Here is a 17,666-nt window from a genome sequence, read left to right on the forward strand (position 1 = left end):
AGGAGCCGCGCGCGCCGTCTGGCGATCTCGGTCGTGAATTCTTGCGGTGGCGCAAGAATCCTGCGCCGGGGGACAACCAATCGCGGACGCCCGGCTCGTAGCCTTGGAGGGGCCGGCGAATCCCGCCGCACCCATTCACCGCGCAGACGCGCACGCCCTCACCGAGGAACGGAGGTTCACATGTCGAGCACCACCAGTGTCGACGCCATCATCGGCGAACCCGAGGTCCTCGAAGACGAGGTCACCGCCGCCGACCTCGCGCTCGCCGACGGCGTCGAGACCGATGCCGCATGGCTCCGCCTCAAGCAGGCGGCGACCGCGCTGCAGTCACTCCAGGTGAAAGACGGGTCCGTCCCCGAGGCCGGCGACCGGCCAGAGGCCTCCGCCCTCGTCGACGCCATCGTCGAGTCGATCGAGACGCTCGCGCCGCGTTTCCCGCACGAGCGCGCGTACCTCGCGGCATCCGTCACCGACTTCCGCCGCTGGCAGGCTGAGGGCTTCGGTGTGCCCGACTTCCTCGACTCGCTCCTCGAGTTCCAGCCGCAGCGCCACCGGGTCGACGGCATCCGTCACCTCGTGGTGTTCCCGATGTACACGCAGAACGGGTCGACCGACCGGCACGTCGAGGCGCTCGTGGTCGAGACGATCTGGCCCGAGTTCATCGCGGCGCTCGAAGCCGGCGACTACGGCAACAAGCTCTTCGTGAGCCTGCGGCTCGTCGACTTCACTCCGGGCTACGACACGAACTCGGCGGTGCTGTTCCCCGAGACGGTCGCGATGCGCGAGATCCCGCCGTTCACGTGGGGCGCGATCTTCCAGGACCGGGAGGCGGCGCGCTACCGCAAGGTGGTTCGCGCAGCATCCGAGATCACGAAGCTCGAGCTGCCCGCCGACGCCACGGCACTGCTCGACGACCAGGGGCTCGCAGAGCGCACCTTCGTGATGTGGGACATCATCCACGACCGCACGCACATGCGCGGCGACCTGCCGTTCGACCCGTTCATGATCAAGCAGCGCATGCCGTTCTTCCTCTACTCGCTCGAGGAACTGCGGTGCGACCTCACCGCGTTCCGCGAGTCGGTGAAGATCGAGCGGCAGCTGCGCAAGCGGGCCGATGCCGACGAGTACCTGACCGAGGTCGAGCAGCAGCTGCTCGAACACGGCAAGCTCGTGCAGTACGCGGTGATCTTCGACCGCATCTTCCGCTTCGCGATCACCGGCTCTCGCGTGCGCAACTACGACGGGCTCGGCGGCCAGCTGCTGTTCGCGTGGCTGCACCAGAAGCACGTGCTGAACTGGACCGACACCGCGCTCGACTTCGACTGGGCCGGCGTGCCCGACGCCGTGGTCGAACTGGGCGACGCGATCGACGAGCTCTACTGGAAGTCGATCGACCGGCCGAAGACGGCGCACTGGCTCGCCGCGTACGAACTCGTGCGCAGCGTCGTCACGCCGAACCCGGCGTCGGTGTGGGCCGAAGGCCTGCCGCGCGAGGTGCTCGCCGGTGCGCCGAAGGGCTACACCGACCTCGTGATGGACGACGAGTTCCCCCTGTCGATGTTCTACGAGGCGCTCGACAAGAAGATGAAGTCGGTCATCGAGTCGACCGTCGGCATCACGGCGGCGACGCCCGATGCCTGACAGGCACGACACGGCTGACCTGTCCGGCCGGACCGTGCTCATCGCGGGAGCGACGAGCACCTCCGGCCGGGCGGTCGCCCGCGCCCTCCTCGACGCCGGGGCCCGCGTGGTCGCGGTCGGCAGCGACGAGGGCCGCATCGAAGCCCTCGAAGCCGAGCTGCCCGGCGTCGTCGGTGAACGCGCCGATCTCACCGATGGCGACGACGTGCTCGAGCTCGCCATGCGCGTGCACGCGCGCGTCGGCGACGTCGACGGGGTCGTGCACCTCGTCGGCGGCTGGCGCGGCGGCGGCGGCATCCCCGGCCAGACGCAGGAGGACTACCTCGTGCTCGAGCGCTCGTTCACCGCGCTTCGATACGTGAGCCGTGCCTTCTGGGACGACCTCATCGCCTCGACGGCAGGCCGCATCGCGATCGTCTCCTCGACGACCGTCGAGCACCCCACCGCGGGCGGCGCGAACTACACGGCAGTGAAGGCCGCGAGCGAGTCGTGGATGCGTTCGCTCGCCCAGGGTTTCGCGAAGTCCGGGTCGCCTGCGGCGGCGGTCACGTTCCGCGTGCAGGCGCTTGCGGGGCTCGAGGCACAGCTCGCGGCATCCGTCGTCGACCTGTGGAACTCGGATGCCTCTGCGCTGAACGGCGCGGTCACGACGCTCGCGCCCTGACCGGCGCGCGGCAGCGGTGCCGGCACCGCGGCTCAATCGCCGCCGGTGCGCGGCGTGGGTGTCGGCGTCGGCGTGGACAGCGGCGCATCGGGCTGCGCCATGGTGCGCCGCTGCTCGCTGGTCCAGTGCACGGCGGCTCCCCAGCAGCCCGCATCCTCCCAGGCGACGTCGTCGCCCGTGCCGGCGGTGCCCGAGAAGGCGAGCTCCCAGGCGGCCGCCGCCTGGGATGACAGCCCGGGCGGCCTCGCCGGCGCCATCGCGTCGGGATCCTTCGCCTCGGTCGTCCACCACTCCCAGTGGCGGTACTCGTGTCCGGCGTCAGCCATGCAGTCACGCACGACCTGCTGGAAGGCCAGCCACGCCCGCTGCTCTTCGGGGCTCGGCGGGCCCTCGGGGGCACCGGTCTCGGGCACCGGCGACGGCGGCGGCGACGCGGAGGGCGGCGGTGCGCCGGCTGAGGGCGGTGGGAGCATCGGGGTGTCGTCGGACGCCTCGGCACCATCGGCCTCGTCGGCGGCATCGGACTCGGCGGACCCACCGGTCGAGCCATCGCGTGCATCGCCGGCCTGGACCTCGAATCCCTCGGCGGACGCCGTCGGGACGGGTCGCGGCGACCGTGCGTCGTAGAGCACGGGAGAACCGGTGGTCGCGACGGCGACGCCGATGAAGACCGAGCCGACGAACAGCACGCCGGCCCCGGCGCTGAGCAGGAGGATCTTTCGCACGCCGCCCTCCCCACTGCCGCCCGGCGGGATGGCTCGGCCGCCCGGACGTGTCCGGCCATCGTACTCGCCCCCCGAACGGGGGTCTATGGTGTGACGGAGATCCGTGTCGGCGAGGGTTCCGCGTGGGGGCTCACGTGGTGGGCGGCGCCGTGGGCGCGTCATCCGTCTGCGGCTGCGACGCGACCTCGGTCGCGACATCCGCCGGGTCTCCCTGACGCCGGCTGAGGAACAGGAACGGCACCGCGAGCACTTGCACGACCCCGCTCACGAGCATCGAGCCGGGGTACCCCCAGATGTCGGCCGAGCGTCCGAGGATCGGCTGGAAGACGGCACCGCCGGCACTGCCGAGCAGCGAGTCGAACGAGAGGACCGTCGCGCGCTGCTTCGACGGGATCATGTCGTTGAGGTACGCGCGGTGCACGGGATCGTCGATCGAGGACGCGATGCCCCACGCGGCGAGCAACAGGAGCGCCACCCAGAAGTTCGTCGTGAACGCCAGGGCGATGAGCACCACCACGCTCGAGAGGGTCGCGAGCAGGATCGCCGAGGTGCGCTTGCGGAAGAGCCGCCGCACGTACGGCGCGAGGATGCCGCCGACGATGCCCGCCCCCGAGAGGATCGCGGCCGCGAGCCCGGCGATCGAGTAGGCGCCCTCGTCACCCCAGAGCTCGAGCAGGTACGGCTGCAGGGCGTAGAACACGTAGAAGCCGACACCGGTGGTGAACGGCGTCGCGAGCATGAGCCAGCGCACGGGCGGATTGCCGAGACCGTAGCGGACCGACGCCTTGAACACCGTCTTCGTGGCCGAGATCGGCCCGGCGCCGCGTTCGGGTGTGAAGCCCTGGTCGCGCATGAGCAGCGCGGCGACGATGAACATGAGCACGAGCACCCCGCCGCGGATCAGGAACGGCACGCCGAGGTCGGTCAGCTGCGCCACGATGCCGCCGAGCACCGAGCCCGCGAGCATCGCGACGCTGCCCACGATCATCGCCCGGCCGAACACGGTCTCGAGACTCCCGCGGTACTCGGTCGCGTGGAGCGCATCGACGAGCCACGCGTCGACTGCACCCGAGAAGAACGTGAACCCGAGCCCGAGCAGCATCGAGACGACCGCCCACGCCCAGAACGGCGACTCCCAGACCCACAGCAGCCAGTAGAGCACCGTCGTCGCGGCGAGGGTCACGGTGCCCAGCAGGTACGACGCGCGTCGCCCGAGCGTGTCGGCGACGACGCCCGTCGGGATCTCGAAGATGAACATGCCGAGGCTGAAGAACGCGTTCGCGGCGAACGCCTCGAGGTTCGACAGCCCTGCGTCGAGTAGGAACAGGGTGTTGATGCCCCAGATGAAGGAGGCGGCGAGGGTGTTGCCGAGCGTCAGGGTGTAGTAGACGGCCTGCACCCGGCGCGCGGCCGGGTTCGGCGGCATCGACTCCGCGGTGGCGTGCTGGCGACGTGTCACCCGTTCATCATGCTCGCCTCGCGGCCGGCAGCCAAGACCCGGTCTTCCCGGGCGTCGCCCGACCGTGCAGGGCGAGTGGGCGAGAGCCTCCGCACATGGCGCCCTTGCTGATCGCCGCGACGCCGACTGAGGTCGCTCGTGTACCAGCGGCCCCACGCGAGCACGGCACGGTCGATGCGAGGCACGGATGGCGCGAGCTGTCGCGCCTCGAACAGCGGCTCGCCGAGCGGCGCGGTCTCGTCGGCGGTCATGCGCGAGTTGGCAAGGGGCTCTCCCGCGACGACGCAAAGGGCCCGTTCGGCGGTTGCACGAACGGGCCCTTCGACGTGTACTCCTATCCGGCGGCCATGGCCTTCGACTTCAGCAGGTCGAACTCGCCCTGGCTGATGGTGCCCGCGTCGAGCAGGGCCTTGGCCTTCGCGATCTCGTCGGTCGAGCTCGTGCTCGCGACGCTGCGGATGTAGGCGTCGGTCTCGCTCCGAGCCTGCTGCTGCTCCCGAGCAGACCGCTCGGCCATGCCGCGGCCGCGCGCGATCAGGTAGACGAGTGCGCCGAGGAACGGGCAGAGCACCAGGAAGATGACCCAGAGCGCCTTGACCCATCCGTTCATCGTGTGATCGCGGAAGATGTCGGCGATGATCGAGAACAGCACCATGAGGTACGCGATGAACACGTACACCCAGAAGAACCACCAGATCACATCCCAGAAGCTGGTCCAGATGCTCATGCGAACCTCCATCGTCGTCGTGGTGCCCGGGCATCCGGCGGAGTCGGTCCGCCGTGATGTGAGCACAAGCTAGCACCGCGGTTCGCTCGGCCGATAGAGCTCAGAACCGCCGCGTGAAGGGCATCGGCCTGCGCATGCGAATCAGCAGCACGATCGGGATGAGCACGTAGGGCAGGTTGAACGCGAGGAACTTCACGGGATTCGGGGTCAGGAACTCGGGCTCACCGAAGAACTCGACGCCGAACACGATGATGCCCGTGATCGAGGCGATCATGGTCGCGTAGACGACGCTCGGCAGCTGGATCCAGTTCCAGGCCCTGATGAGCGAGATGACGAGCAGCAGGTAGAAGACCGGGTAGACGAACGCCGAGAGACCCGTGACGATCCGCATCCACACGGGTGGGTCCATGAAGAGCGGGTCGGTGTCGTGCGCGTACCAGTGGTTGGCGTTCACGAGGAAGTTCGTCGACGGCTGCGAGAAGTCCACGCCGAGCGTCGGCAGCATGTCGCTGATCATGCTCGTCACCGTGAACAACGAGAACACGACGATGAGGAACCAGTCGAAGGGGCGCTCGCGCAGGCGGAGGTTCGGGGGCGGCACCGGTTCGGTGGATGCCGCAGCAGGGGTCGATGCGTCAGGGGTCGTCACAGCGGTCATGCGCCCAGAGCGTAGCGGTCGGACGTCCCGCGACGCCACGATCCGCGTGCGACGGTCACGGGAGGGCCGCGCCGATCGCCGATGAGGTGCGCTCCGCGAGTCCGCCGGCGGGCACTGCGACCCGGAGTTGCACGCCGGCCGCGACCAGCTGGTCGAGTTCCCCCTGATCGGCAGCCACATCGGTGACGAGCATGTCGATGCGCTCGGTCTCGACGGTCTGCACCATCGAGTCGACGCCGACCTTCGTGTGATCGGCGAGCACGACGACGCGCTTCGCGGAGTCGACGGCCGCGCGGTCGATGCTCGCCACGTGCATGTTGGGCGTGCTCAGCCCGTTCGCCGCAGTGAGCCCGTTGCCCGAGAGGAACACCTTGTGGAATCGCAGGCGGGAGACCGCCTTCTCGGCCTCGCCGCCGATCACGCCGCGGATGCTGCCACGGAGGATGCCGCCGATGAGCAGCACCTCCACGTCGGGCGCATCGAAGAGGGCGTTCGCGACGAGCACCGACGTCGTCGCGACCATGAGCCGCCGACCGGTCAGCCGCTGGGCGAGCGCCTGCGTGGTGGTCCCCGGGCACAGCATGATGACATCGCCGTCATCGACGAGCTCGGCGGCGAGCGCCGCCATCGCGAGCTTCTCCTCGGCCGCCACCACGGCCTTCTCCCGGTAGCTCGGTTCATCCATCCTCGAGCGGCCGACGGATGCCCCGCCGCGATGCCTGACGACGAGGCCGACCGCCTCGAGGGCCTTCAGGTCGCGCCGGATGGTGATCTCGGAAGCGCGCACCATACGCGCGAGGTCGGCGACCGACGCGGATCCGTGCACGGAGAGCGCCGACAGGATCACCTGGCGGCGCTCCTCGGTGAACATCTGGGACCCTCCCCTGCGAGGCTTCAGCCGGTGGCTGTCCGGTCGTCATCCAGCCTAGGCGGATGGTGCCGGGGGCACCGGATCCGGCGATCCGGTGCCCCGGCCAGGTCAGCTCCCGCTGCAGGTGACCTTCGCGTCCGCCCAGTCGGCGTGGTCGAAGTTCTTGCCGTTGGTCGCCTCATCGGCCACGAGGCGCAGACGCTGCACGCCACTGACGTCGATGCTGAGCGGCATGGCCGCGTCGTCGTTCGTGAGCACCCGCGTCTCGCCGAGCAGCACGCCGTCGCCGTAGACGAGGAACTTCACCGAGCCGATGCCGCTCTCGCCGGGCGTCTCGAGCACCTCGTCGTCGATGCCCACGACCGCGTCGAAGGCCGAACAGGTTCCGCCGAGCCACGCGGTGATCGCACCCGTGGCGTGCATGCCGACGCCCTTCGGGTAGGTCACGTCGTCGATCTCGATGGGACGTCCGTCGTTCGCGGCAGCCTGCCCGTTGGACAGGTCGCGCTCGACCGGGCCGTAGCCGTTCGACTGCTCGAGCCACTCGAGGTCGGAGACGAAGTTCACTCCGCTGAGCGGCCTCGGCGTCACCCACAGCGTCGATTGGCTCGCCGCCGTGCGCACTTCGTTGCCGATGCGGTACGTGACCTCGACCGGGATCTCGACCCTGCCGCTCACGCCGTCCTCCGGAACGGTGAGGGTCCAGGATGCCTCGAGCGCCTCGCCCGTGGCGAGCGACTTCGCTGTGACGCTCTCACCCTCGACCCCCCATCCGTCGGGAACCACCGGCGAGACGGCGACCTTCTTCGCGTCGGCGTCGACGGCGAACGAGGCGTGGAGCTCGACCGTCGACCCCGGCGCGACGTCGGCGGAGGACGGCTCGACCGTGAGGTCGACCGCTGCCCATGGCTCGGCGGGGTCGAGGCAGCTCTCGCGTCGGGGCTTGTCGAGGCAGACGATCGCGGCGAACCCGCCGTTGGTCGCCGTCGGGATCGAGATGGTCTGGTCCTTGGTCGTGTGCGTCGTGGTGAGCACGGTCGCGGAGCCGTTGGTCCCGTCATCCGTCAGCAGGTCGACGATGAGGTGCTTGCCCCCGAACTGCGCGAGCGGCAGCTGCAGCGCATCGCCGGATCCGGCGCGCATGCCGCCGATGTACCAGCGGTCTCCGGCGCGTCGTGCGAGCACGATGTCACTCGCCGGGGTGCCGCTCACGAGCTGGGTCTCGTCCCAGTGCGCGGGCAGGCTCTGCAGGAAGCGCTCGGCGTTCGGCTCGGCGGCGTACGCCTCCGGCTTGTCGGAGAGGTGCTGCCAGCCCGACTCGTAGACGATGCTCATCGCGACCTCGTGCGCCTTCGACGAGTTGCCGTTGCCGCGCGAGAAGGTGACCGGCGTCCAGTCCATCGATCCCACGACGTTGCGCGCGAACGGAACCATCAGGCTCCGGGCGGGGCTGATTCCGTTCTCCGCCCCGCGCACCGCCTCGTAGCTCATGATGTGCGGCCAGGTGCGCTGCATGCCGGTGGGCAGCGATGCGCCGTGGAAGTTGATCATGAGGTGGTTGGCCGCGGTGTCGGCTGCGATCTGGTCGTACCACTGGTGGATCACCTGGCTGTCGGTGTCCATGAAGTCCACCTTGATGCCCGTGACCCCCCACGAGGCGATGCGGGGCAGCCACTCGTCGCGCTGCTCCTGCGTGCGAAGGTCACGGCTGTGGAACCAGATGATGACGTCGACGCCCTTGGTCTCGGCGTAGCGCACGGTGCGCGGCACCCAGCTCGCGTCCCAGCCCTCGTCGAGGAGCACGTACTCCCAGCCGTTGCGGGCGGAGAGGTCGATGAAGTCGCGCTGGCGCGCCTCGTCCTTCGGGCTGTTCCAGTCGGTGAGCCAGCTCCAGCTCGAGACGCCCGGCTTGATCCACGACGCGTCCTCGTCGTCGAGCTGGTTCGGCGTCGCGAGGTCGTCGACCAGCGTCGACTCGACGATCGTGTCGAGGCCGCCCACGATGGCGACACGCCACGGGGTCGAGAGGTCGCCGGTGGTCGTGACCGGTGCACCCTGGAAGAGGTCCACGCCGTAGCGCAATGTGCCCGCGGCGTGCGCGAGGTGGGAGCCGGAGTAGTCGCCGTGCAGGTCCGCCTCCGTGAGCAGCACATAGTGCCCGCCCTGCTGGAACAGGGCCGGGTAGCCGACGTTGCCCGTGCCGTTCGAGGCCGTCGCGGAGGTCTGCATCCATTCGGCCTCGTAGTTCACGGCGTAGGAACGCTGCATCCACGCGGCGCCGTCGACCGGGAGCTCCCATGCTCCCGACTCATCGTCGACGCGGTGTTCACCTTCGCCGGCGACGAGGTAGCGGTAGGCGGCACCGTCGTCGGAGAGTCGCACGGCGATGGCGAACCGCCCACCCGCTTCGTTCGCGAACTCGAACACCGACTCGCTGAAGGTGTACGCGCGCTCCTCCTGCTTGCCGGTGACCATCGTGTACGCATCGGCGACGACGCTGTCGGTGCGCCCGACGAACGTCAGTCCGTCGCGGAAGTCGCCGTCGCTGCCCATGATGCCCAGACGAGTCGCCTGCACGAGCGTGGTCTCACCGTTCACGACGTCGAGCGCCACGCGCCCGGCGGAGTCGAGCTTCAGCACGCCGTCGATGGTCGAGCCCTCGGGTCCGTCGAGGTCCCACTGCTCGACGACGACCGGCTCCTCGGGAGCCTCGTCGCCGCACGCGAGCTTCGCGTCGCCCCAGTCGGCGTGATCGAAGTTCTTGCCGTTGGTGGCCTCGTGAGCGACGAGCCGCAGCACCTCGATGCCCGTGACATCCGCCGCCAGCTCGACGGCCGGGTCGTTGCCCGTGACGACGCCGGTCTCGGCCAGCAGCGCCCCGTCGCCGAACACCTGGAACCGCACGGTGCCGACTCCCGACGTCACCTCGTCGTCGAGTCCGACCATCGCGCTGAACGCGGTGCAGTTCGCGCCGAGCTCGACCGACAGCGCACCCGTGGCGTGCATGCCGATGCCCTTCGGGTAGACGATGCCGCCGATGGTGATCGGTTTGCCGTCGCCGGCGGCGGATTCCCCGTTCGACGCGTCGCGCTCGATCGGCCCCCAGCCGTTCGATTCGTTCAGCCAGGGAAGGTCGGAGACGAACACGTCGCCGATGGGCACGTCGGCGAACGCCGGTGGGGCCGAGAGGGCGACGAGACCGCCACCGATGAGTGTTCCGGTCACGACGGCCGCGATGGCGGTTCGCCGGCGATGAGTGTGGCGGGGCACGAGGTCTCCTTCGACGGTCGCGACCCTCGTTCGAGGGCCCGGGCTCAGGCTAGGAAGCGGTGATCGAATCGGTCAACGAAGTGATCGGTATCGATCAGAAGTCGACCGTGCAACGATCAGTTCCGATCACGGGATGTCGCCGAGTGCCACGTATTCGGTGGAGCTGTCGATTCCGCCGATCGGTCGGCGTCGGTATGGTGACGGCGTGATCACGCGCCGCACGAGGAGGATGACCACATGTCGAAATACCTGATCCTGATCTTCCAGGACGCGGCGGCCGCACAGCCCCCGGGCGACACGGTGAGCGTGCGCTACCGCGAGTTCATGGAGCGTCACGGCGCATCGCTGCGCGGCGGCGTCGCGCTCGAGAATCCCGACACCGCCACGTCGATCCGGCGCGACGAAGCCGGGGAGCCGATCGTCACCGACGGCCCGTTCGCCGAGTCGAAGGAGGCGCTCGGCGGCACGTTCCTCATCGAGGCGGCCGATCTCGACGAGGCACTCGCGATCGCCAGGGAGGTTCCCGCCGGGATCGGCGTGGAGGTCCGGCCGGTTCGGCTGGTGAGCTGAACGTGTCGGCCGCCAGCTCCGAGGTCACCGAAGCGGTCGAGCGGGCGCACCGCGAGTGGGCCTTCGTGCTGGCGGCCACGATCCGGGTTGCGGGCGACATCGAGTCGGCCGAGGAGGCGGTGCAGGACGCGTACGCGAGCGCGCTCGCGACCTGGGGAAGCCGCGGCATCCCGTCGAATCCGGCCGCGTGGCTGACCGTCACGGCGCGCCGGCGGGCACTCGATGTCCGACGGCGTGAGGCGACCGCGCGGCGGGCGCTGCCGAAGCTCCTCGAGCCGGAACCGGCGGCGGTCGACGAGCTGGCCGACGTCGGAGACGACATCCCCGACGAACGGCTCCGCCTGATCTTCACGTGCTGCCACCCGGCACTCGCCCCCGAGGCGCAGGTCGCCCTGACCCTGCGCCTCGTGTGCGGCCTCTCGACCGCCGAGATCGCCCGGGCCTTCCTCGTACCCGAAGCCACCATGGCGGCGCGCATCACCCGCGCGAAGCGCAAGATCCGCGTCGCGGGAATCCCGTACCGCGTGCCCGAGGGCCGCGAACTCCGCCCTCGCCTCGAACAGGTGCTCGCGGTCGTGCACCTCGTGTACACGACCGGGCACACGGCTCCATCCGGGGCCGAGCTGATGCGACGAGACCTCGCCGAGCGCGGTCTCGAACTGGCACGGATGCTTCGCGCGCTGCTCCCCGCCGACCCCGACGTCGCCGGGCTGCTCGCGCTCATCATCCTGACCGACGCGCGCCGGGACGCCCGCGCCGACGCCGACGGCCGACTCGTGCTGCTCGAAGACCAGGATCGGGCCCGCTGGGATCGCGACGCGATCACCGAGGGTGTCGCACTGGTCCGGGCGTCGTTGCTCGCGCTGCCCACCGGCCGGTTCGGCCTGATGGCGGCCATCGCCGCTGTTCACGATGAGAGCCCGTCGTGGGCGCACACCGACTGGGGCGAGATCCTCGCGCTCTACGACCTGCTCCGCGAGGTCTGGACGTCGCCGGTCGTCGAGCTGAACCGTGCGATCGCGCTCAGCTTCGCCGTCGGCCCGCAGCACGGCCTCGAGCGGCTCGACGAGCTCGCCGCGGATCCGCGGCTGGCGCGGTATCCGTACCTGTCCGCCGCACGAGCGGACTGCCTCAGGCGCCTGGGCCGCATCGCCGAGGCACGGATCGCGTACGACGAGTCGCTGATCCTCACCGACAACGAGGTGGAGCGAGAGTTCCTCACGGCACGCTCCCGCAGTCTCGACGCCGGGCCCTGATCCCGGGCATCCGTGAGCGCGTGCTCGACGCGCATCTCCGCCATGCGGCGGAGTCGGCGGCGGCACCCACTCGCTAGCGTGGAGCGATGACCGCCATCGCAGCGTCGCCCGTCGAGGGCGTCGAGTGGGTCCGGCCGCGCCCCCGACGCCGCCAGCGCCGCAACGACCTCGTCCTCGCCGTCGTGCTCGCCGTCGGCACCGCCGCGAGCGTCGTGCTGTACCGCGTCACCGGATGGGGCGAGGATGCACCGTGGTGGGGCTCGGTGCTCTGGGTCGCGGCGATGACGCTGCCGCTCGCAGCACGGCGGTGGTGGCCCGAGATCGTGGCGCTCGTGGCATCCGTCGCCTTCATCGTCGGCGCCCTCGCCGAGGTCGGCGAGGCGCTGTTCTCGAACATCGCGTTGTTCATCGCGATCTACACGGTGGGTGCGTGGGGCCGCAGCCGCCTGCGGGCGAACGTGGTGCGCGGCGTCATCGTGGCTGGCATGTTCGCGTGGCTGTTCTGGGGCCTGATCGTCGGCTCGATGACGCCCGACCAGATGCCCGAGATGTCCCGCGAGGGCATCATCTCGCCGTACCTCGCGTTCGGCCTGATCAACGTGCTGACGAACCTGCTGTACTTCGGCGGCGCCTGGTACTTCGGCGACGCCGCGTACCGGTCGGCCCGCTCACGAGCCGAGCTCGAGGAGCGCACGGCAGAGCTCGCGGCCGAGCGCGAACGCACCCGAGCGCAGGCCGTGGCGATCGAGCGGCTGCGCATCGCGCGCGAGCTGCACGACGTGGTCGCGCACCACGTCTCGGTGATCGGCGTGCAGGCCGGCGCCGCCCGGCGGGTGATCGCGAGGGATCCGGATGCCGCCGCCGCATCGCTCTCCGCGATCGAGTCGAGTGCCCGCGACGCCGTCGACGAGCTGCACGGGCTCCTCGGAACACTCCGGGGCATCGACACCGGCGGCGTGCCCATGCCGTCGCTCGACGGACTCGCCGACGATGAGCCGGCCCAGACCTCCACGAGCACCCGCGGCCTCGACCGCATCGACGAGCTCGTGGCCGAGTCGGCCGCGGCGGGGCTGCCGACCACGCTCGCCATCGTCGGCGAGCCGCGCGACGCCTCACCGATCATCGGGCTGAGCGCCTATCGCATCACGCAGGAGGCCCTCACGAACGTGCGCAAGCATGCGGGCGCCGCCGCCACCGCCGACGTGCGTGTTCGCTGGTCCGACGACGTCGTCGAGGTCGAGGTGACGAACACGGGGGCGGTCGGCACCGGTGAGGCGCCGGGGGGCGCGCCCCGACTCGGCCAGCTCGGCATGCGGGAGCGGGTCGCGGCGGCAGGCGGCACGCTCGAACTCGGCGCCCGCGCCCGGGGCGGCTACCTCGTGCGGGTGCGGTTCCCGCTGCGCCGCAGCGAAGAGGCGCACGCGTGATCCGCGTGCTCGTCGTCGACGACCAGGCCCTCGTGCGCGGCGGATTCCGCACGATCCTCGACTCCGAAGACGGCATCGAGGTCGTCGGCGAGGCGTCGAACGGTGATGAGGCGATCGTGCGCGTCGCCGAGCTCGACCCCGATGTCGTCTGCATGGACGTTCAGATGCCAGGCATGGACGGGCTCGAGGCGACCCGGCGCATCACGGCGGACGCGGCATCCGCTGCCGCCGTGCTGGTGCTCACGACGTTCAACCGCGAGGACTACCTGTTCGCGGCGCTCGAGGCGGGCGCGAGCGGGTTCCTGTTGAAGAACTCGAGCCCCGAGCAGCTCATCGAGGCGGTGCAGGTCGTCGCGCGGGGCGACGCGCTGCTGTCACCGGATGTCACGCGGCGGGTGATCGAGGCGGTGGCGGTCCGCGCGCCGCGGGGTGCCGCAACCGCAGACGCGCCGAATGGAGGGGGACACGGCGACCCGGATCCCATGACCGGCAGCACCGACAGTACCGACCTGTCTTCGGCGCCACGTCCTGTTCCCGGAGCGGAGACCCTCGGCACACTCACGAGCCGCGAGCGCGAGGTGCTCGAGCTGCTCGCCGAGGGCATCTCCAACGCCGAGGTCGCCGAGCGGCTCTGGGTCGGCGAGGCGACCGTGAAGACCCACGTCTCGAAGGTGCTCATGAAGCTCGGCCTGCGCGACCGCGTGCACGCCGTCGTGTACGCCTACGAGCACGGAGTGGTGCGGCCGCGGAGCTGAAGTGCCGGCTGCGCCGGTCAGGCCGCGTTCGGGGAGGGTTCCACCCCGGGCGCACCGGGCTCCGCGGCATCCGAGCCGAGCGCGACGATCGCGTTCGCCGCGTCGACGTGCACGATGCGCGGGCGGAAGGTGCGGGCGGCTGCCTCGTCGAACTGGGCGTACGAGATGAGGATGACCAGGTCGCCCTCATGCACGAGGTGGGCCGCGGCCCCGTTGATGCCGAGCACGCCCGAGCCACGCTCACCCTCGATGACGTAGGTCTCGAGGCGGGCGCCGTTCGTGACGTCGACGATCGAGACCTGCTCGCCGGGCAGCAGGTCGGCGGTATCCATGAGCTCACGGTCGACCGTCACCGAGCCCACGTAGTGCAGGTCGGCGTGCGTCACGGTGGCCCGGTGGATCTTCGACTTCAGCATGGTGCGCAACACGCGTTCCAGCCTATGGGCGGGCAGCCCGGGCGATCGTGCGTCACGTCACGCAGGACCTGCGCCGTCACAGCGCCACCTGCGGCTCATGACGGCGGATCTCCTGCGCAACTCGCCCGCGCGGCGAGTCAGGCGTCGAGGTCGAGTACGCGCAGCTGCGCGGTGCGCTCGCTCGGGGCGTCGCCCGTGTCGAGGGCGGCCTGCACGTTGCGAACCTGAGGTGTCATCTCACGATTCTGGCGCAGGGGTTGACGGACACCTCCCCTCGTTCCTATAGTTAAGCGAATCATTAATTAAGGAGTTGCTTACGTGGCGGACGCGACCGACGAGCTCAGCCTCGTGTTCCAGGCGCTCGCCGATTCGACGCGACGCGCGATCATCTCGCGCCTCCGCGCCGGGCCGGCGACCGTCGGTGAACTGGCCGAGCCGTTCGCCATGAGCCGACCGGCGATCTCGCAGCACCTCAAGGTGCTCGAGCGCGCGGGCCTCATCGAGCGCACCGCCGACGCGCAGTGGCGCAGGTGCACCCTCCGCACGGCACCGCTCGACGAGGCATCCGCCTGGGTCGACCGACACCGCGACGAGTGGAACGAGCGCTTCGACCTGCTCGATGAGCGACTCCGCGAGCTGAAAGGACAGACGGATGCCTGAGCAGACCGCCTCCGCAACGAAGCAGTTCACCATCACCCGCGTCTTCGACGCACCGCGCGACGTGGTGTGGCGCGCGTGGACCGACCCCGACGAGGCCGCCATTTGGTGGCACCCCCGTGGCATCGCCACGCCGCGCGAGAGCGTCGAGCTCGACGTGCGCCCCGGCGGCCGCTACCGCTACACGATGATCGCGCCCGACGGCACCGAGTACCCGACGGCTGGCGTCTACCGCGAGATCACCCCGCCCGAGCGACTCGTCATGACCTGGGGTTCGCCCGGCGACGCCGACGACATCGCGCCGGTGCTCACGATCGACCTCGCCGAACACGGCGAGCGCGGCGAGCAGACGCGCATGACCTTCCACGTGCTCGGCATCGAGGCCGCGCCGGGCGACGAGAACGTCTACGACGGCTGGGACTCGGCGTTCGACGTGCTCGTCGAGCACCTCGATGAGCAGGGGGCGCGCTGATGGGCCGCCTCACGGTCGAGCAGGTGGTGACGGTCGACGGATACGCGGCCGAGCCCGACGGCGGGATCCGGTTCTTCGAGGCGTTCGGGCCGGGAGACCTGAACGACGCGGAGCAGCTCGCGTTCATGGAGCACGTCGATGCGATCCTCTTCGGCGCGACCACCTACCGGATGTTCGCCGACTACTGGCCGACCACCGACCCAGCAGCCGAGCGGGTCGCCGAGCCGATCAACCGGCTGCCGAAGTTCGTGATCTCGAACTCGCTCGACGAGGCGCCCTGGGGCGATGGCTCGATCGAGATCCTGCAGGGCGACGGCGCCGAGTCGACGGCCGCGCTCAAGGAGCGGTTCGAGCACATCATCGTATGGGGCAGCCTCACCCTCGCCGACGCGCTGCTTGAGGCAGGCCTCGTCGATGAGCTGCGGCTCCGCACGGTGCCCATCCTCATCGGCGAGGGACGATCATTCACTCCGGCGACACTCGGCTCGCGCCGCCTCGAGCTCGAGGGCGTCACGCCGCACACGAGCGGCTACGTGGGCATCTCGTACCGCGTGCGCTGAGCAGGAGCGTTCACGCCCGTCGGTCGGCCGATTCCTGAGCGGCGTGCGGCGCCGCGGCCTCGGCGGCGTCGGCATCAGCGCCGGCCTCGGGCGCATCGGGCTCCGCCTCGCGACCGCGCTGGTACTCCTCCGACAGCAGCCGATACGAGCGGGTGCCGAAGGCGAGCAGGGCGAGCGCCACCATGATGAGCCCGGAGAAGAAGAACACGAGGGCGATGCCGCGGGCCTCGCCCTCACCGAGCAGCCAGCCCCAGGTCGCCTGCCCCGCGTCGGACTCCATGTACGGGATGATCCAGAACTCCGCGATGGGCGCGATGAGGAACGCGGTGATCGGGGCGGCGGCGGCCTCGAACGCCTGCGCGAAGCCGAACACGCGGCCCTGCCGCCGGAACGGCACGACCTTTTGGATGACGGTCTGCTCGGCGGCCTCGACCACCGGGATCAGCGTCATGTAGAGCCAGATGCCGAGTGCGTAGAGCGGCCACCACTCACGGATCGTGAACAGGGCACCGAGCAGGCCCATGACGATGACGACATGCAGCATCGTGCGGATCGGGTTGCGGCCGAGCCCCCACTTCGCGATCGCGAGTCCACCGATGATGAACCCCGTCGCGGTGACCCCGAGCACGACGCCCCACGCCTCGACGGGGAACAGCGTGAGGCCGTATGGGTCCATCAGCGCCATGTAGACGCCGCCGATGAGGTTGTTGAACGTCGAGAACAGGATGAGGGCGAAGAGCCCCGGCGCACTCCGGATCGCGGCGATGCTGCCGCGGAGGTCGATGGCCGGTGGCCGCCCGCCCTCGGTCTCGGGCCGCGCTTCGGGGATGCGCACGAAGAGCAGGTGCACGAGCGCGAGCAGGGTCGCCGCGATCGCGATGACGAGGGTCCAGCCCATGCCGAGGAAGCCGATCGCGAGACCGCTGAACACGCTCGTCACGATGAACGCGAGGCCCTGCACCGTGCCGACCATGCCGTTCGCGTTCGCGTGGCGCTCTTCGGGCACGAGGAGCGTGACCGTCGTCGAGAGGGCGATGTTGCGCATGTTCTCGACGACCGAGCCGAAGAGGATGATGCCGGAGAAGAGCCAGAACCACGGCCCGCCGAGGTCGACGAGCTCGGACTCGGGATGCGCGAGGTACAGCAGGCCGGCGATGACGAACGACACGAGCGTGATCACGCTCGAGAGCACCATCACCCGGTGCTTCTTGTGCCGGTCGACGATCGTGCCGAAGAAGATCGAGAACACGGCGATGAGCAGCATGTACGCGCCGCCGATGATGCCCGTCGCGAGCACCGACCGCGTCTCGAGGTAGACCCAGAACGTGAGCGCGAACCAGAGGAAGCTCGTCGTGACGTTCGCGAGCATCGTGTTCGCGAGCACCTGGATGAAGATGCGCATGCCGTTGGGCGGCGGCGACACGCTCGACGGCCGCGCCGGCGCCTGCTGCTGCACCTCGGACTCCCCTGATCCGTTCGTCACCGTGCGATCGTAACCAGCGCCCCCGACATCCGGGAACCCCCCATCCGCCGCACGG

The 17,666-nt window shown here is 70.0% G+C and carries 18 protein-coding genes; 9 read left to right on the forward strand and 9 right to left on the reverse strand.

All coding sequences use genetic code 11. The annotated features are described in order from the left end of the window. Positions 1–180: 180 nt before the first annotated feature. Positions 181–1,641, forward strand: coding sequence for a DUF6421 family protein (locus QFZ26_RS07175; RefSeq protein ID WP_307040631.1), 1,461 nt, complete (start codon positions 181–183; stop codon positions 1,639–1,641). Next, entirely contained in the window at positions 1,634–2,305 is a 672-nt protein-coding gene (locus QFZ26_RS07180) for an SDR family NAD(P)-dependent oxidoreductase (protein ID WP_307040633.1), read from the forward strand. Before QFZ26_RS07175 ends, QFZ26_RS07180 begins: the two co-directional genes overlap by 8 nt. A 32-nt stretch (positions 2,306–2,337) precedes the next feature. Here QFZ26_RS07180 and QFZ26_RS07185 read toward each other — a convergent pair whose 3' ends face one another. From QFZ26_RS07185 to QFZ26_RS07215, 7 genes are all read right to left on the reverse strand, one after another. Further along, the gene (locus tag QFZ26_RS07185) at positions 2,338–3,030 is read right to left on the reverse strand and encodes a hypothetical protein (RefSeq protein ID WP_307040635.1); all 693 of its coding nucleotides are present in this window, start codon (positions 3,028–3,030) and stop codon (positions 2,338–2,340) included. Between the two features lie 130 nt (positions 3,031–3,160). Continuing rightward, positions 3,161–4,456, reverse strand: coding sequence for an MFS transporter (locus QFZ26_RS07190; RefSeq protein WP_307044978.1), 1,296 nt, complete (start codon positions 4,454–4,456; stop codon positions 3,161–3,163). A 29-nt stretch (positions 4,457–4,485) separates the two neighbouring features. Further along, complete coding sequence (locus QFZ26_RS07195; RefSeq protein WP_307040637.1) at positions 4,486–4,740, reverse strand: hypothetical protein; 255 nt, start codon at positions 4,738–4,740, stop codon at positions 4,486–4,488. A gap of 83 nt (positions 4,741–4,823) precedes the next feature. Further along, a complete protein-coding gene (locus tag QFZ26_RS07200; RefSeq protein ID WP_307040639.1) occupies positions 4,824–5,216 on the reverse strand; it encodes an SHOCT domain-containing protein in 393 nt (130 codons plus the stop codon). A gap of 100 nt (positions 5,217–5,316) precedes the next feature. After that, positions 5,317–5,874 carry an EXPERA domain-containing protein gene (locus tag QFZ26_RS07205; RefSeq protein WP_307040641.1) on the reverse strand — a complete coding sequence of 186 codons (558 nt, stop codon included), beginning with the start codon at positions 5,872–5,874 and terminating at the stop codon, positions 5,317–5,319. Positions 5,875–5,929: 55 nt separating this feature from the next. After that, a complete protein-coding gene (locus QFZ26_RS07210; protein WP_307040643.1) occupies positions 5,930–6,745 on the reverse strand; it encodes a DeoR/GlpR family DNA-binding transcription regulator in 816 nt (271 codons plus the stop codon). Between the two features lie 108 nt (positions 6,746–6,853). Then, positions 6,854–10,015, reverse strand: a complete 3,162-nt coding sequence (locus QFZ26_RS07215) for an NPCBM/NEW2 domain-containing protein (protein WP_307040645.1) — start codon at positions 10,013–10,015, stop codon at positions 6,854–6,856. A gap of 237 nt (positions 10,016–10,252) precedes the next feature. Here QFZ26_RS07215 and QFZ26_RS07220 point away from each other — a divergent pair, with 237 nt between their 5' ends. The 4 genes from QFZ26_RS07220 to QFZ26_RS07235 all read left to right on the forward strand — a co-directional run bounded on the left by QFZ26_RS07220 (position 10,253) and on the right by QFZ26_RS07235 (position 14,023). Next, positions 10,253–10,585, forward strand: a complete 333-nt coding sequence (locus QFZ26_RS07220) for a YciI family protein (RefSeq protein WP_307040647.1) — start codon at positions 10,253–10,255, stop codon at positions 10,583–10,585. A 2-nt stretch (positions 10,586–10,587) separates the two neighbouring features. Then, on the forward strand, positions 10,588–11,841 hold the full coding sequence (locus QFZ26_RS07225) for an RNA polymerase sigma factor (protein ID WP_307040649.1): 1,254 nt from the start codon (positions 10,588–10,590) through the stop codon (positions 11,839–11,841). Positions 11,842–11,927: 86 nt separating this feature from the next. Continuing rightward, positions 11,928–13,268, forward strand: coding sequence for a sensor histidine kinase (locus QFZ26_RS07230; RefSeq protein ID WP_307040651.1), 1,341 nt, complete (start codon positions 11,928–11,930; stop codon positions 13,266–13,268). Continuing rightward, positions 13,265–14,023 (forward strand): response regulator, encoded by a 759-nt coding sequence (locus tag QFZ26_RS07235; protein ID WP_307040653.1) that lies wholly within the window; start codon positions 13,265–13,267, stop codon positions 14,021–14,023. The genes QFZ26_RS07230 and QFZ26_RS07235 overlap by 4 nt, the downstream gene beginning before the upstream one ends. A 17-nt stretch (positions 14,024–14,040) precedes the next feature. On the opposite strand, the gene panD is transcribed toward QFZ26_RS07235, so the two are convergent. Continuing rightward, a complete protein-coding gene (gene panD / locus QFZ26_RS07240) occupies positions 14,041–14,451 on the reverse strand; it encodes an aspartate 1-decarboxylase (RefSeq protein ID WP_307040655.1) in 411 nt (136 codons plus the stop codon). A 306-nt stretch (positions 14,452–14,757) separates the two neighbouring features. On the opposite strand from panD, the gene QFZ26_RS07245 reads away from it, so the two are divergent. The 3 genes from QFZ26_RS07245 to QFZ26_RS07255 are packed head-to-tail and all read left to right on the forward strand — an operon-like array spanning position 14,758 to position 16,128. Next, positions 14,758–15,099: an ArsR/SmtB family transcription factor gene (locus QFZ26_RS07245; RefSeq protein WP_307040657.1), complete on the forward strand. Its 342-nt coding sequence runs from the start codon at positions 14,758–14,760 to the stop codon at positions 15,097–15,099. After that, a complete protein-coding gene (locus tag QFZ26_RS07250; RefSeq protein WP_307040659.1) occupies positions 15,092–15,568 on the forward strand; it encodes an SRPBCC family protein in 477 nt (158 codons plus the stop codon). Before QFZ26_RS07245 ends, QFZ26_RS07250 begins: the two co-directional genes overlap by 8 nt. Further along, positions 15,568–16,128, forward strand: coding sequence for a dihydrofolate reductase family protein (locus QFZ26_RS07255; protein ID WP_307040661.1), 561 nt, complete (start codon positions 15,568–15,570; stop codon positions 16,126–16,128). The genes QFZ26_RS07250 and QFZ26_RS07255 overlap by 1 nt, the downstream gene beginning before the upstream one ends. A 10-nt stretch (positions 16,129–16,138) precedes the next feature. On the opposite strand, the gene QFZ26_RS07260 is transcribed toward QFZ26_RS07255, so the two are convergent. Further along, positions 16,139–17,530, reverse strand: coding sequence for an MFS transporter (locus tag QFZ26_RS07260; RefSeq protein ID WP_307044980.1), 1,392 nt, complete (start codon positions 17,528–17,530; stop codon positions 16,139–16,141). Positions 17,531–17,666: the final 136 nt, after the last annotated feature.

Source organism: Agromyces ramosus (genome assembly GCF_030817175.1).
Taxonomy (GTDB): domain Bacteria; phylum Actinomycetota; class Actinomycetes; order Actinomycetales; family Microbacteriaceae; genus Agromyces; species Agromyces ramosus_A.